This is a genomic window from Thermocladium sp. ECH_B, from assembly GCA_001516585.1.
In the GTDB taxonomy this organism is placed as follows: domain Archaea; phylum Thermoproteota; class Thermoprotei; order Thermoproteales; family Thermocladiaceae; genus Thermocladium.
Genome location: LOBW01000045.1, coordinates 1 through 14,826, shown reverse-complemented (window position 1 = coordinate 14,826; position 14,826 = coordinate 1). Strand labels below are relative to the sequence as shown.

At 45.0% G+C, this 14,826-nt stretch carries 14 protein-coding genes and 1 pseudogene; 10 read left to right on the top strand and 5 right to left on the bottom strand.

Going from position 1 to position 14,826, the window contains the following annotated elements:
• Positions 1 to 318: 318 nt before the first annotated feature.
• Positions 319 to 1,626, top strand: a complete 1,308-nt coding sequence (locus tag AT710_06445) for a transposase (GenBank protein ID KUO91523.1) — start codon at positions 319 to 321, stop codon at positions 1,624 to 1,626.
• A 140-nt stretch (positions 1,627 to 1,766) separates the two neighbouring features.
• Here the strand turns inward: AT710_06445 and AT710_06440 are convergent, their stop codons facing one another.
• Complete coding sequence (locus AT710_06440; GenBank protein ID KUO91521.1) at positions 1,767 to 2,072, bottom strand: hypothetical protein; 306 nt, start codon at positions 2,070 to 2,072, stop codon at positions 1,767 to 1,769.
• An 81-nt stretch (positions 2,073 to 2,153) separates the two neighbouring features.
• Between AT710_06440 and AT710_06435 the strand changes: the two genes are divergently transcribed.
• Together AT710_06435 and AT710_06430 are read left to right on the top strand one after the other, a co-directional pair.
• A complete protein-coding gene (locus AT710_06435; protein ID KUO91520.1) occupies positions 2,154 to 2,969 on the top strand; it encodes a membrane protease subunit, stomatin/prohibitin-like protein in 816 nt (271 codons plus the stop codon).
• Positions 2,941 to 4,269: a nodulation protein NfeD gene (locus AT710_06430; GenBank protein ID KUO91519.1), complete on the top strand. Its 1,329-nt coding sequence runs from the start codon at positions 2,941 to 2,943 to the stop codon at positions 4,267 to 4,269. Before AT710_06435 ends, AT710_06430 begins: the two co-directional genes overlap by 29 nt.
• Positions 4,270 to 4,339: 70 nt before the next feature.
• On the opposite strand, the gene AT710_06425 is transcribed toward AT710_06430, so the two are convergent.
• On the bottom strand, positions 4,340 to 5,203 hold the full coding sequence (locus AT710_06425) for a hypothetical protein (GenBank protein KUO91518.1): 864 nt from the start codon (positions 5,201 to 5,203) through the stop codon (positions 4,340 to 4,342).
• 87 nt (positions 5,204 to 5,290) lie between these two features.
• Here AT710_06425 and AT710_06420 point away from each other — a divergent pair, with 87 nt between their 5' ends.
• Entirely contained in the window at positions 5,291 to 6,523 is a 1,233-nt protein-coding gene (locus AT710_06420) for a histidine--tRNA ligase (GenBank protein ID KUO91522.1), read from the top strand.
• A 469-nt stretch (positions 6,524 to 6,992) separates the two neighbouring features.
• On the opposite strand, the gene AT710_06415 is transcribed toward AT710_06420, so the two are convergent.
• Complete coding sequence (locus AT710_06415) at positions 6,993 to 7,409, bottom strand: hypothetical protein (protein KUO91517.1); 417 nt, start codon at positions 7,407 to 7,409, stop codon at positions 6,993 to 6,995.
• Positions 7,410 to 7,928: 519 nt separating this feature from the next.
• Here AT710_06415 and AT710_06410 point away from each other — a divergent pair.
• From AT710_06410 to AT710_06385, 6 genes are all read left to right on the top strand, one after another.
• Complete coding sequence (locus AT710_06410) at positions 7,929 to 8,720, top strand: hypothetical protein (GenBank protein KUO91516.1); 792 nt, start codon at positions 7,929 to 7,931, stop codon at positions 8,718 to 8,720.
• A 133-nt stretch (positions 8,721 to 8,853) separates the two neighbouring features.
• Positions 8,854 to 11,208, top strand: a complete 2,355-nt coding sequence (locus AT710_06405) for a xanthine dehydrogenase (protein KUO91515.1) — start codon at positions 8,854 to 8,856, stop codon at positions 11,206 to 11,208.
• Positions 11,208 to 12,089, top strand: a complete 882-nt coding sequence (locus AT710_06400) for a hypothetical protein (protein KUO91514.1) — start codon at positions 11,208 to 11,210, stop codon at positions 12,087 to 12,089. The genes AT710_06405 and AT710_06400 overlap by 1 nt, the downstream gene beginning before the upstream one ends.
• The gene (locus tag AT710_06395; protein KUO91513.1) at positions 12,086 to 12,577 is read left to right on the top strand and encodes a hypothetical protein; all 492 of its coding nucleotides are present in this window, start codon (positions 12,086 to 12,088) and stop codon (positions 12,575 to 12,577) included. The genes AT710_06400 and AT710_06395 overlap by 4 nt, the downstream gene beginning before the upstream one ends.
• A gap of 4 nt (positions 12,578 to 12,581) precedes the next feature.
• Positions 12,582 to 13,409, top strand: a complete 828-nt coding sequence (locus AT710_06390) for a hypothetical protein (GenBank protein ID KUO91512.1) — start codon at positions 12,582 to 12,584, stop codon at positions 13,407 to 13,409.
• The gene (locus AT710_06385; GenBank protein KUO91511.1) at positions 13,406 to 13,981 is read left to right on the top strand and encodes a hypothetical protein; all 576 of its coding nucleotides are present in this window, start codon (positions 13,406 to 13,408) and stop codon (positions 13,979 to 13,981) included. Before AT710_06390 ends, AT710_06385 begins: the two co-directional genes overlap by 4 nt.
• 5 nt (positions 13,982 to 13,986) lie before the next feature.
• Here the strand turns inward: AT710_06385 and AT710_06380 are convergent, their stop codons facing one another.
• Entirely contained in the window at positions 13,987 to 14,169 is a 183-nt protein-coding gene (locus AT710_06380; protein ID KUO91510.1) for a hypothetical protein, read from the bottom strand.
• A gap of 115 nt (positions 14,170 to 14,284) precedes the next feature.
• Positions 14,285 to 14,826, bottom strand: a pseudogene (locus tag AT710_06375) (transposase).

Here is a 14,826-nt window from a genome sequence, read left to right as displayed (position 1 = left end):
GGATATAAATTACTTCCCTTGTTAGACTTCAAGGGAAAGAAAGGAGAAGAGGTAGCAAAAACCCTCATCTCAGCGTGTTTATGGAACGATTCAGTAGAAAGTAAGTCAAGAGCGCATGACGTATCCCCACAGACCGTGAGGAATTACGTAGAGAAACAAGGGATGGAAGTGATTCAAAAGCTATTGGAAAGGGCTAGGAAAATATCCTTAGAAGTACTGTTCAGGGCGGGGCAAGACTTAAAAACCTCTTACTATTCCTCCTTAGGATGTCTTCCCCGGTCAATTTCTTGGGAATGGGGGGCGGGGGCCGACCCCGCAATACCGGGAGAGGACATCCGAGAAGTTAAATGCACTAACAAGAGGACTAATGTGGTTCGCCTCCTACCAAACTTCCAAGAAAGAAAACTGAGGAGGCTAGCCGACGCCTCGGCTAAGCTCTTCAACGAGTTGAATTATGAGAGGAGGCAGCAGTTCTTCCGCGGTGAAAAAGTGGACTTCGAGGGGACTTGGGGCAAATGCTACGAGAAGCATAAGGAAGAATTGGGGGTCAACGCGCAAGCAGTCATGCAAAAGAACAATGAGGCATGGAACTCACTCTTCTCCCTATTGAGGCTGAGGAAGGAAAACAAACCACCGCCCCACATGAACCACATAAGCCCGCCGCGTTATTGGAAGGATGGGGAGACTGGAGTGAGGAAGCTCCTCCTAGTCGTTAGGCAGGATAGGTATGTAGTGGATGGACAGAAACTAGTCCTAAAGGACTTCCACCTCAAAATTAGTTTTACGGGTAGGTTGAGGTGGCACGGGAAACAAGGTAGGCTCGAGATTTATTACGATGAGGTTGGAAATGCTTGGTTCGCCTCCATTCCCGTGGAGGTTGGCGTTGAGGTAACTAAAACGGGAAGGAGGAGTAAGCACATCCTTCGCGGCGAGAGGAAGAGCATTCAAGTTAAATCGCCTAAAGGTAACAAAATGGCCTCAATAGATCTAGGCATCAACGTCTTGGCGAGCGTGGTGATTGATGATGGTACGTGGTTGCTCTATAAGGGGATTAGGGCGAAGGAGGATTACTTCTATTTCGGGAAGAGGATATCCGAGGCGCAGTCCTTGTCAGACAAGATGAAGAACCTAGAGGAGTATGAGGCGTATTATGAGCTTAATAGGGAGGGGAGGAGGCTTTTCAAGAAGTTAACTAGGAGGCTTCTTCACTTGTATAGGAACTTTGCCTCCCACCTAATGAGGGAGTTGCATGAACGAGGCGTATCCACGATTTACTTGGGGTACCCCTTCAACATTGCTCAGGATAAGGGTAATAAGTTCACCGTGAACTTGTGGTCTTACCGTAAACTCATGGAGGTCATAGAACTGAAGGCCCAGGAGTATGGTATTCGTGTGTTTGAGGTCATTGAGTATAATACCTCAAAGTACTGTGCTTATCATGGCGTTCAAGTCGAGAGGGGGCCGAGGGGAGTAGTTAATTGTCCTAAGGGTCATAGGCTTCATTCGGATCTAAATGGTGCATTAAACATCTTGAAGAAGGCTACCGGCATAACGATCTCAGCAATAAAGAGGCCTTTGTCGTTTATTGTGGATCATAACAGAGTAGCGCCCATTAAAGGGGCGTAACCCTCTAGACCTCGGGGAACCCTCGCTAAATGGCGGGGAGGAGGTCAGTTCCTTTTATTGCCTATGATTCCCCTCGAATCTCCAAATAGATCACAGCTCCTCCGTTAAAATCGTGTACTAATAGAGGTCCCTCCAGGGGTTTACTGCTTTCCTATTATTTGAGCTAATTCATTAATTGCGGATCCGCATATTATGTATCTATATGTATTTCTCTTGCTTTTCTGAATGGTTGCGCCGGCCCTCCTCATTATGTCCCCTAGCATTAATTGAAGTATGAGCAAGTCATTCTTTGGTAGATTATATGTATTCATTATTTTAGCGGTAGTTATGGTTATGCATCCACCTCTCGCCGTATTGATTTGATTGGTCAAGTAATTGATCATTGCTTTTTGAACTCTTTCCCGCTCCATTATATAACTCCTTATATTTAGCTCTATTCTCTGCATTGCTTTTTCTAAACGATTCCTATTTAAGTGTGTTATGTTAATACCAAAACTTTTAATAATGAGTATCGAGGCAATAGGCACATGGCATCTCCAATTGGGCTTATAATAGATGCAGTAATAGCCATTATAATACTGATAATAGTTATTCCAATACTTGTATCGGCCATACGTATAGTGCCGGAGTATCAGAGGCTAGTTAAGTTTAGGCTAGGCAAGTTAATAGGCGTTTATGGGCCAGGAGTAGTCTTTGTTGTCCCGATAATAGATAGAGTGATCACAATAGACTTAAGGATAATCACGATAGATATGTCATCCCAGAAAGGCTTGACCAGGGATAATGTGGAGGTCACGGTCGATGCAGCGGTCTATCTAAGGATAATTGATCCATTGAAGACTGTGGTTTCCGTCTCCGATTATAGAAGCGCGACATCGACGATAGCCGCCGCCACGTTAAGGGATGTGATAGGCATGGTTGATATGGATACATTGCTAACCCAGCGAGAGGAAATAGCTAAGAGGATAGCAAGCATGGTTGATGAACATGCCTCACCATGGGGAATAAAGGTTAACGCGGTGGCCATAAAGGACATTAGGTTGCCGGACACATTGATTAGGGCAATGGCAGCCCAGGCAGAAGCAGAGAGAATTAGGAGAAGCAAGATAATACTTGCACAGGCAGATTATGAGGCCGGACAACTATATCTAAAAGCCGCTCAGCAGTATTCCCAGAACACGGTGTCACTGCTCTTGAGGCAATTAGATACGTTGGTTGAGATCGCGAAGGAACATAACATGATAATAGTTGTTCCAAATACTATGGAGACCACATCGCTCTCGGCGCTCGCTATGTCGCTAAGCAAGAAGGAGACTGGCGGGGGTGGGTCTCCTAGTGAGTAGCCGTGCAGCCATACTGTTTCTTGCCTTCCTGGTTCTTGCCCTAGCCATTGCCGTTGAGCTTCATGCCTCCACGATATATGTATATGAGCTTAATGGCGAGATAACGAGCGTCACATATGAGGAATTAAGCAGCATCTATTCAGGTCTACCTAATGGTTCCATGATAGTGATAGAGATGAAGACGCCGGGAGGAGTTCTAGATGCTGCATTGAATATAGTTCAATTATTTGAGACATCAAATGTAATAACCATTGGTTATGTGTACCCCAGTGGGTCATATGCATGGTCCGGAGGCACGTTGGTGCTGCTCGCCACAAGCATAGCTGCTATGGCTCCCGGCACAGTGATAGGTTCATGCCAACCCGTGGAAATAAACCCATTGACGGGGCAAGAAACATTCATAACGGAGCCCAAAATAATCAATGCCGTTGCAAAATACTTCGAGGAAACCGCTCAATATAGGGGCCGTAACTCCACGTTCGCGGCTGATTGTGTATATAATGATACTAATCTAGACGCCAGCGAAGCTTTGCGATATAATGTGATAAACGTGGTTGCCGCTAATTTAACGGATCTTCTGCGNGAAATAAATGGAACCAGCGTTAATGGTAGATTAATAATGATTAAGTCGCCGGAAATAATCGAATTATCTCCACCTCTCTCATTTCAGGTATATGAGGCTCTATCCAATCCAGTCACTGCCGATATATTGATTTTTCTAGCAATTCTCCTAATATTAGTGGGAGTGATAACGATGCACCTATACTTATCCGCAATTNGTGCAGTGCTATTCCTTATACCGCTGATTACTGGTTTATCCATTAATTACGCTGCCTTGGCTTTCCTCATAATAGGCATTGGGTTAATAGCATTCGAGTGGCATGGGGGAGGAAAGGCGNATGGAATATTAATGGGCATTGGCGCTGCCCTTATAGTGATAGGCCTAGTACTAATCACGCCTAACCTGAGTGCCCCAGCTTATGAATTACGATATGCGCCATCCGGCTTAAACATAGTGTTGCTTGTGGAAATCGCGATAATAGCGCTGCTCTCCACTTATATAATATACATCATAACCCGCGCTTTTAGGCATAAGCCAATATCGCGCAGGTTAATACTGCCCACGGGAAAGGTTGGGGTGGCCGTGGACTCCATTAAGGCGGGCTCCATGGGTATGGTTAAGGTAGAGGGAGAATATTGGAAAGCAAAGGCATTAGAGGACATATCTGAGGGCGATTCAATAATTGTGGTTGACTTCGATGGCCTATCAGTGACCGTGAAGAGAGCTGATCACGGTTAATGCCTGTCTCTAAGGCATCCTCATCATTGTTTTTCAAACTGCAAAGAGGATCAGAAGCAAGGTATTATTTTTAATTAATGCCCATTCTGGCCTCCTCCCTAACTATCATGTAGGTACCTGCGAGCGTTAATGCCATACCTATGTAAGATAATGGTGGAGGCCGCTGACCCAGAAGGAAGTAGGCAATTATGGTTGAGCCCACGGGCTCCATTAAGGTTGATGTAGCTACCGTGACGGATCTATAGTACTTCATTGAGTAATTCAATAATGTATGGCCGCCCAGCATTGGCCCAATAACTAGCAGAATTATATAGAGCCACGATCTTGGCTCAATGCTAAGCACATCAATATGAAGCGGCACGGATATCAATAGAACAATGATTGCGCCGAAACCGTAGACTAATGCACCATAGGATGCGGTATCCATGGTTTCCCTTGCTGCTTTCCCCGACGCAAAGTAAATGGCTCCACTTATGGAACCAAATAATGCTAATACATCCCCCCAAATGGATCCTAGTCCTCCGCCATAATCGCTGAGGGTTATTATGAATACGCCAATCATAGCCATGGATATGCTGATCAATGTATCCCTACTGACCTCCCTATGCCCAGTCATATAGGCTAGGGGTATAACAAATATGACATACGTCGATACTATTGTGGTGCTTGCAGCCACCGTTGTGTAAAATAGGGAAGTGATCCAAGTAATGAAGTGCACTGCTAATCCGGTTCCAGATATGATTACCCACTTAATGTTGTTTCTGGCAATCGATCTAGGCCGTGTCATTGCCAGCGGCATTAGGGTCAATGACGCTATAGCCAATCTCCAGAAAGAAATGGAAATAGGATTAGCGCTTGACAATAGTATTAGTATTGAGGCCCATGAGATCGCCACTGCAGCAATAATCAGTGATGCTAGGGCAGATGGTCGCACTATTGCGCATCTCCTAGTCAACCTTAAATAGTTACAGTTTATTATCAGCAAGTGATCGATGAAAGAAGCCTGCATCCGCCGCGTGGCATGAATGACTGGTTACCGCCCCAGTATGATGGATTGATTGATTTAATGAACAAATTCGCATTAACCGCAGAGAGCTTCGGTTATAGACGCATAGAGACTCCCGTTGTTGAGAATTTCGAGGTGCTGAAGGCAAAGGCCGGACCCGATATAATCAATGAAATATATTACTTTAGGGATAAGGCAGGCAGAGAGCTTGGACTTAGGTTTGATATGACTGTTCCAGTCGCTAGAGTCGTCTCTTATAGGCAGGATCTGCCTAAGCCCATTAGGTTTTATTACGTAACTAAGGTATGGCGATACGACGAGCCACAGCAGGGCCGGTATAGGGAGTTTCATCAATATGGAGTTGAATTAATAGGATCCCCAACAATTATGTCTGACGCCGAGGTTCTATCGCTCTCGATAATATCGCTAAGAAATGCCGGCGCAGTTAATGTACTAGCCAAGGTAAGCGATAGGCGTGTAATTGATTACTTGCTGGATAAGAAGGGAGTATCAATACAGGCCCGTGCCGGCGTTTTAAGGGCCTTGGATAAGCGAGGCAAGATAGAGCAGGAAGACATAATTAAGCTATTAATTAATGAGGGCATTCCAAGAGAAACGGCTTCCGAGCTAGTTAATGCTGCTGGGATAGAGGTTCCCATATCGGAGGCCGGCCCCACATTAAAGGAGCTCGGCATGAGCAGCGAGTTGATTAATTATTATGAATCCCTCCCGCAATTACTGGATAGTTACGAAGTGTCGCAAGGGGTTCGGCTTAACCTTGGCATAGTGAGGGGCCTTGATTATTACACAGGCTTTGTTTTCGAACTATTTATGAGTGACTTCAATTTATCAGTAGGCGGTGGGGGTCGGTATGATAATTTGATAGGCATTTATAGTGGACAGAATGTGCCGGCCACGGGCTTCGCCATAGGCGTCGAAAGAGTCTTTTTAGCCATGAGCACAACGCAGCCGCCTCATGTGATTGATTACTATGTTTACGTGACCGACCAATCATTGTTGGATATTGCCATAAAAATATCGAATAAATTGAGTCTCCGTGGTTTCAGGGTCATCATGGATTTAGGGGATAAAAGCCTAAGGGCTGCCTTAGATTACGCCTCCAGATTGGGTTCCCTTAAATTCATAATACTTGGTAAACGCGAGGCTCAACGTGGGGCTATTAAGGTGAGAGATATGGAGTTATGGCAAGAAGAGGAGGTTCCAATATCTAAGATCCTGGAGAACTAGTATCTCGATTTACCTTAATAGTGATGCCCATCATTTAGGGAAATCAGCCATATATTAATATTCCCCATTAAGGATACGTGCTTAGAGATAGATTAGTTACCGCATTGATAAATTAGATAACGAACCTGCCCCCGGGGAAGTTTTTGAAATCAGGAATCCCCCTTTAAGGGTTGGGANGNGGCCTGTTATGGGGTAATTACGTTACTCCACTTATGCCTAAATTCCATGCTTGATAAAACGAATAGCAAACCTCGCCCTTTAGGGCGGGGGTAAAGCTTAAAAAGGAGGATTATTTCTCTTTAATGTCCTCCCCTGGTCAATTTCTTGGGAATGGGGGGCGGGGGCCGACTTCCCCCGCAATACCGGGAGGAGGACCCGCGAATGCGGGGCACCGAGTAGCGCCCGTAATGGGGCGTAACCCTCTAGGCCTCGGGGAACCCTCGCCCCACAAGGCGGGGGGGGGGGGAGGTCAGCTTATTTGTTCCAGCGATTTAGAGATGGATCTACGTGTATGTTCCCACTCTATTGCTGCTTTTTGATCAAGTAATTGAGTTATGGTTGTTGCTAGCCGCATTGCATCTATTTCTAGTCGACGCATGACCCAAGGTAGTCTAGCCTCATCTTCGTTAGCCAGGATCTCGTATTTATCTTGCCCCAACCTATATGCTTGTATGTGGTGGGAATATAGATGAATTAGGTCCGGCAATTCAGCGCCATAGTTTAACGCTATTACTGAGCTACTCGGATAATACTTCCCCATCACTTTTGATTCTGGGTCCTCTAGTATCTTATTCATTGTCGCCAGTATTCTCGGATTCCCTATGCCTGTCTTTTCTTTTAATGAATCCAGCAATTCATAGGTTGCGGTTTCTAAATCCCTCAGCAAATTAATTACTTATTGATAATTCCATGCTTTTGTCCTGCATATAATACTAGTGAGCAATTGCCTTAAAAATCATTTTCAAACAAGCGTAAGAAGAAAATGAAAAACTGCCGCGGTAGTCATCATCATTATAATGGGTTTTCAATAATCTAAAATCTATGCATGGTGGCCAGAGGAGATAGCAAGCCTCGCCATAAATGGCGGGGAGGAGGTCAGTAGCTTGAATGTCTTCGCTAGAGACTAAGATGGGTCTCTCCATATATTGATTCATCTCCAGACACTTGAGACCCCGCCCGTAAGGACGGGGTAGTTTACTACTGTTGCTTCCCAAGGATATAGATCTACTCATATATTGATAGTTATCAAAGGACTGAGAGATCTTCATGGATGGTCGACTCCTTTGGTTCTCGGTCATGAAAGGCGTGGAAGCCGTGGTTAGAGTGCTGTGGTGTCTCCAGCAGCTCGTTTTCGGTTTGCTTTTGGAGTGGTTTACTTTATTAAGTAGGGTAAGATTGTATTGTCGTGGTCTTGGTTGGTACGTGTGGATATAGCTATAGAGATTGGGTTGGTTCAGTGTATAGAGATATTAGGTATGCGTTATCCGCCTACACCAGATTATTTAGGTTGGTGGAAATTGATTCCACTTTTTATAGCATGCCATCCAAGCAAATGGTTGAGTCTTGGTCACGCAGATTCCCCACTGGATTTCATGTCACTATGAAGGTTCCCCGCACGGTGACCCATGATAAGCGATTAATGATTAATATGAATGTTATGGATGACATCAATAGATTTATTGATTTGGTTAGGCCATTAATGGGGAAAGAACTGCTTAAGGCACTTCTAATTCAATTACCTCCAAGCCTACGTTTTGATGAGGATAGGCTTGAGTCATTCATTTCAATATTACCGATGAGCGGCGGCACATCATGGGCGATTGAGTTTAGGCACATCTCGTGGATCAGGAATGAGACATTTAGATTATTGGAGAAATACAATATATCATATGTGGTGGTTGATGAGCCGGGCATGCCGTTCATGGCTAGAAAGACGGCGGATTTATCGTATGTTAGATTTCATGGACATGGCAAGAACATATGGTATGATTATCTTTACTCAGTTGAGGAGTTACGTAATAAGCTACCTCAATTAATGGCGTTAGGTGCTTACGGTGAGCTTTATATATTATTCAATAATCATCCAGGAGGCAGAGCCGTTCTAAATGCATTGCAATTATCCCAATTGCTAGGCATTGAATTAACACCAATGGCTCTAGAGGTAATGCGTAGGCTTGAGCGTTCGCTGGTAAAGTAATTGATAAATGAATGACAAGCCTCGCCCCTTCCAGGATGAATCGGTATTGTCACTAGTAAATTGCGAATTTTTAGTAACTCACTATAGCAGTAGGAGTAATTGTTTTAAAGAGCAATGATTAAATAAATGTAATATGAGCGTACATTATAGGGAGGGTCTTCGAGCGGTCACTGGCTCCACTCAATACATTGATGATATGCCGGTTCCCCGGGGCACGCTGTACATGGCTATAGTGAGGAGTCCATATCCTCATGCCAGGATAAAGTCAATTGATGTTAGCGATGTGATTAGACGTGGCGGTTACGCTTATGGCCCGGCTGAATTATCTAAGGTAATTAAAAATCCATTCCCGGTAGCCGTGAAGGCCCCGCTCAAATATTACCCATTCGCCATAGATAAGGCCAGATTCGTTGGGGAACCTGTTGCCGTGGTGTTATCCAGTGATCAATATAAGGCCGTTGATTTGGCTGAGATGGTTAATGTGGATTACGAGCCATTGGAACCCATAGTTACCATTGATGATGCCATTCAGAAAAAGGACGTTTTAATTCATGAGTCGGCCGGCTCTAATGTAGTTATGCATAGGGTAACCAAGTTTGGCGATGTTGATGCCGCGTTCAAGGATGCCCCCGTCATAGTGAGGACAGAGACGTATTATCATAGGCACCTCGCTCTTCCCCTGGAAACATATGGCGTGATAGCCCATAAGCGGGGTGATGAGATAGATATAACTGCTAACTCCCAGGGACCCATGTTGCAAGTATATTTTATTTCAAGAGCATTATCGTTGCCAACCTCAAAGATTCATTTATCATCGCCGCGAGACATAGGTGGAAGCTTTGGTTCTAAGTACCAGATTTATCCATATATGGTGCTTGCGGCCGCGGCATCTATGCTGAGCGGTAAGCCTGTTAAGTGGATAGAGAGCAGGACAGAGAGTTTCATAGCCAGCAGCGCCGGCTCCGCCAGGAAGGGATACATAGAGATAGCCGCGGAAAGGGATGGCAAGATAAGGGGCATGCGGATGAAATTCTATGATGATGAAGGCGCATATCCAAGGCCACCTGAGCCCGGAGCATTATTTAGAAACCATGGTAATCTTAATGGTCCATACGATGTCAAGGCATTAGAGGCGGAGTATTATGCGGTTCTAACAAATAAATCGCCCACGGGCTTGAATAGAGCCTATGGCTCGCCTCAGTTCTACTTCGTGTTGGAGAGGGGCATTGAGGAATTAGCCAAGGAATTAAGGTTGGACCCCCTTGAAATCAGGTATAGAAACTTGATAAGGGACTTCCCGGTCGTCCTAAATGGGCAGCGGTTCTATGAGACTCCAACCGGCGGTCTTTACCCAATGCAGAACTACTCAGCGGCACTAGAATTGCTGGCTAGGGAGTATAGAAGGTGGATTAATGAGAAGGAGAAGGACAAGTATATAGGCATAGGCCTAGCCACATTCATAGAGCCATCAGTAACTAATCTGGGATACGTTGATTTAGCAGTTGATCCAAAGGAAAGGGAGTATCCGCACTCCGGCGCTGGTGATTACATTACTTTAACGCTTGACTCGAGTGGCGTTATTCATGTCTTCGTCAATACATCAAACGAGGGATTAGGGCACGAAACCTCCCTCTCTGAGGTGATAGCAGGTGAGCTGGGCATTGATCCATCCATGGTTAGCGTGGAATCTAAAATAGATACATCACATCCCTGGAGCATATCTAGTGGCAGTTACTCTAGCCGTTTTGCTCCAGTTATCTTAAGCGCAGCGATGCTTGCTTCGCGACAGCTTAAGGATAAGCTGGGTAGATTAGCATCAATAATGCTGGGCACGAACAATGTGAGGTATGAGAAGGGTGTTTTCTATGATGCCGATAATCCAAGCAAGAAAATGGATATCCGCAAGATAGCGGCGGCGGCTCAATGGGACCCCGGCTCCCTTCCGAAGGATGTTGATGCGAACCTAAGCATAACTGTTTATTATCAGCCGCCTACAGTTAAGGCTGCGGCTGGGGATAAAATAAACTCATCAGCCATGTACGCATTCCAGGCACACATGGCCGTAGTGAGGATAGATCCAGCATCACGGGATGTAAAGTTATTGAAGTACATCGTAATCCATGATAGCGGCAAGATGTATAAGAAGGAATTTGTTGATGGGCAAATACATGGCGGCGTGTTCCAGGGAATAGCCGCTGCCCTCTATGAGGAACTAGCTTACGGAAATGATGGGCAGCCCATGGTGCTCACATGGAGTGATTACGAGTCGCCATCGCTTGGCGATGCGCTCTGGATGTCGACAATGGATGTGCTTCACATGGAGACTCCGCTAGAGATCTTCCCATCCAAGGCCGCCGGCGTTGGCGAGGGTCCCATGATGGGTAGTCCCGTCGCCATAGCTAACGCGGTCGCTAATGCATTGGGTAAGCCAATAAATAAATTGCCTTTACACCTGGATGATTTGCTGGATTTATGTGGTGATTCCTGATGTATATAGGAGGATACCCAAGGCCCTTTAAATATTATAGGGCAAGCACCTTAGGGGAGGCGCTTAATTTATTGAGCGAGTTGGGGGAGGAGGGCAAGGTGATTGCCGGGGGCCAGAGCCTCATGCCCATGATGAGGCTTAGGATGTCCTTCCTGGATAAATTAATAGATATTTATAGGATAAATGAGNTGAGGTACATAAATGTGCGGGATAGATTAATTCAAATAGGCGCATTGACTACACACCAAGAAATAGCCATGAGCGTGGATATAGCTAAGGCAATGCCAGCATTAACCAGAGCGGCCTGGACCATAGCTGATCTACAAGTAAGGAATAGGGGCACTATTGGTGGCTCCCTGGCTCACGCGGATCCAGCAGCTAATTACTTGCCGCCATTAATGACTATGGATGCCGAGCTGCTTCTAGCCAGTAGGGAGGGACGAAGAAAAATCAAATTAATGGATTTCGTTGTGGATTCATATACCACAAATATTAAACCGAATGAGTTAATTATCGAGATTGATATTCCAATTAAGTACAATGCATTCGGCTACTCCATATTGAAGAGGGGAGGCAATGCATTCCCCATAGTGATAGCGGCTGTTGCCGGTAAGATCAGTGATGGGATAATTGAGGAGCTCAAACTAGGCGTGGGTGGAATATCTTCGCATCCATTACTTATCGAAATGAGCGAATTAAGGGGTACATCGGTGAAAGAAGCTGAGGGCAAGTTGCAATACATTATTGAGTCGAGCATAGATGAGTCAATAAAGGAAGCCAGGTTACTGGGCGATAGGCATGCATCGGAGAAGTATAGGATTAGGGCCGCTAAATCGTACTCAATTGAGGCCATGAGGTCAGCCCTGGGTGGTTCCAAATGAGCGAGCGGGTAACTGTTACCATAAGGGTCAATGGCATAGATATAACCGATGAAGTGGAGCCAAGGATTACATTACTGGACTTTCTAAGGAATCACGGTTATACGGAGGTACATAGGGGATGCGATGAAGGCAAGTGCGGGGCATGCACAGTGCTACTTGATGGCAAATCGGTGAAGTCATGCCTAGTTCTCGCCGTTCAGACTGACGGTGGTTCAGTAACAACTGTGCGGGGATTAACAAAGGGAGATGAATTACATCCAATTCAGCGAGCATTTCTGGAGGAGTATGCGATGCAATGCGGTTACTGCACTCATGGTTTCATAATGGTTACATACGACTTCCTCACTAATGTTAGTAAGGAGGCCGATCCAGAATTAATCGGCGAGAGCATAAGAAATATATGTCGCTGCACGGGCTACACATCAATAATCAAAGCAATAAAGAGGGCGAGCGAGTATCTCAACGGAAATAATAAGGGAAGCCCTTAATAGAGTGGAGAAGGGGAAAATAGTAGCGCTATGCATAGTCGTGGATAAGGTGGGCTCCGCTCCACGAGATGTTGGCGCAATGATGGCTGTGACCTCGGATGGAGAGAAGATAGGAACAATAGGTGGGTACGAAACCGAGGAACCAATAATAAATATGGTTATGAATTCCATAAAGAAAGGCGAATACACTGCTAAGAGGCTTGTCATTAACTTCGGCACTAATACATCATCGCCCGGCGAAGAAGTATTGACTGGTCACATATGTGGGGGGAAATTCACGGTATTGATTACTTTTCTTTTGCCCATTGAGAAATTGATGATAGTGGGCAGCGGTAACGTGGCTCGCGCGTTAGGGTCATTAGCTGCCGCGGTCGGCATGAAATCGATGTGCATTGATGATAATTTGGATTCCCTTAGGGAAGTGGAGAAGCTAGGTATAGAGGCAATAAGTGATGATAATATTGAGAATGCCTTGCATAAGGCTTTCTCGATGGTTAATGAGGCGGATTCAATAGTTATTGCTCATGGCGATATAGATAATGATTACTTGGCTCTGCGAGAAGCCATTAAGACGAAGGCGCAGTACATTGGTGTATTAGCTGGTAAACGAAAGGTATCAGAGTTCATTAAGAAATTGAGGGAGGACGGAATAAGCGAGGCAAGCCTAGTGGGTAGGGTATTTATGCCGGCTGGTCTAGACATAGGTTCAGATGATCCCAGGGAAATAGCTGTGAGCATTATTGCCGAAATAATTAGGAAAAAGAAGGGAGTAAAGGATTGGGGCATGCATTTGGATTTGATTAATAGAATTGCTGGGAGAGATGTGAGATGATCAATGGAATAATACTTGCCGCCGGATTATCGCTGCGATTCCCCGGTAAGCTGATGAAGGAGTTATGGGGGAAGCCAATACTATATAGGGTCATAGATGCATTCCTTGGGTCTTCAATAGATAGGGTAGTGGTAGTCACTAATGAAGCATATTTTCCATTACTTAAGGAATTAAGCAGCATTGAGGTATTAATTAACGAGTATCCAGAACGAGGAATGCTCGAGAGCGTTAAATTGGGGTTAACTAAATCAATTGATGCTGACGCGGTTGTGTTAACCCCAGGTGATTACCCATTAATAAGCAGTAAAGATATAGACCTATTGATCGATAATTATATTGATGGGCATGACTTAGTGGCGTTGGCATATCAGGGCAGAATTGGGCATCCGCTCTTGATTGGGCGTTCACTTTTTAATGAGGTTCTCGAATTACGCGATGATGAAGGCGGCCTAAAGCATTTATTAAGCGTTCATAAGCCGTTTATCGTGGAGAGCAGTAATCCCGGCATACTAATCGATATAGATACGGAGGCTGATCTGGCGCAGTTACTTGNGATGAATATTAACTCATGAATTGCTTAGGGCTTTTTCTTCTCGATGAATTTCCTTAATCTATTCTTGGCCTCCTCGCTTATCACATAGCGAGCTAATTCATCTAGCAGCTTATCCTCATTTTCCAAAATGTCATATAGTGTGTTGCCTATTATGAATGATTTATATAATTTAAACGCTGAGCTAGGTATGGAGGCTAATCTATTCACGGCATCTAATGCGGCTTTGAAGCCCTCATCTATTGTATCGACTAATTCATTGACTAATCCTAAACTCTGACCTCCTCCCCGCCTTTAGGGCGAGGGTTCCCCGAGGTCTAGAGGGTTACGCCCCTTTAATGGGCGCTACTCGATTATGATCCACGATAAAGGAGAGAGGCCTCTTTATCGCTGAGATCACTATGCCGGTAGCCTTCTTCAATATATTTAACGCGCCGTTCAAGTCACTGTGCAGTCTATGCCCCTTAGGGCAATTAACTACTCCCCTCGGATCCCTAGTGACCTCAACACCATGATAAGCACAATACTTGGACGTATTATACTCAATGACCTCAAACACCCTCATACCGTATTCTTGAGCCTTCAGTTCTATGATATTCATCAACTCACGGTAAGACCACAAGTTCACAGTGAACTTATTACCCTTTTGTTGAGCAATATTGAAGGGGTACCCCAAGTAGATCGTTGAGACGCCTCGTTCGTGAAGTGTCTTAAGCAAGTGGGAAGCGAAATTCCTATAGGTGGAGAAGCCTTCTGCTCAATTTCTTGAATAGTCTCCTCTTCTCCCTATTAAGCTCATAATACGCCTCATACTCCTCAATGTTCTTCATCTTGCTTGATAAGGATTGTACCTCACTTATCTTGTTT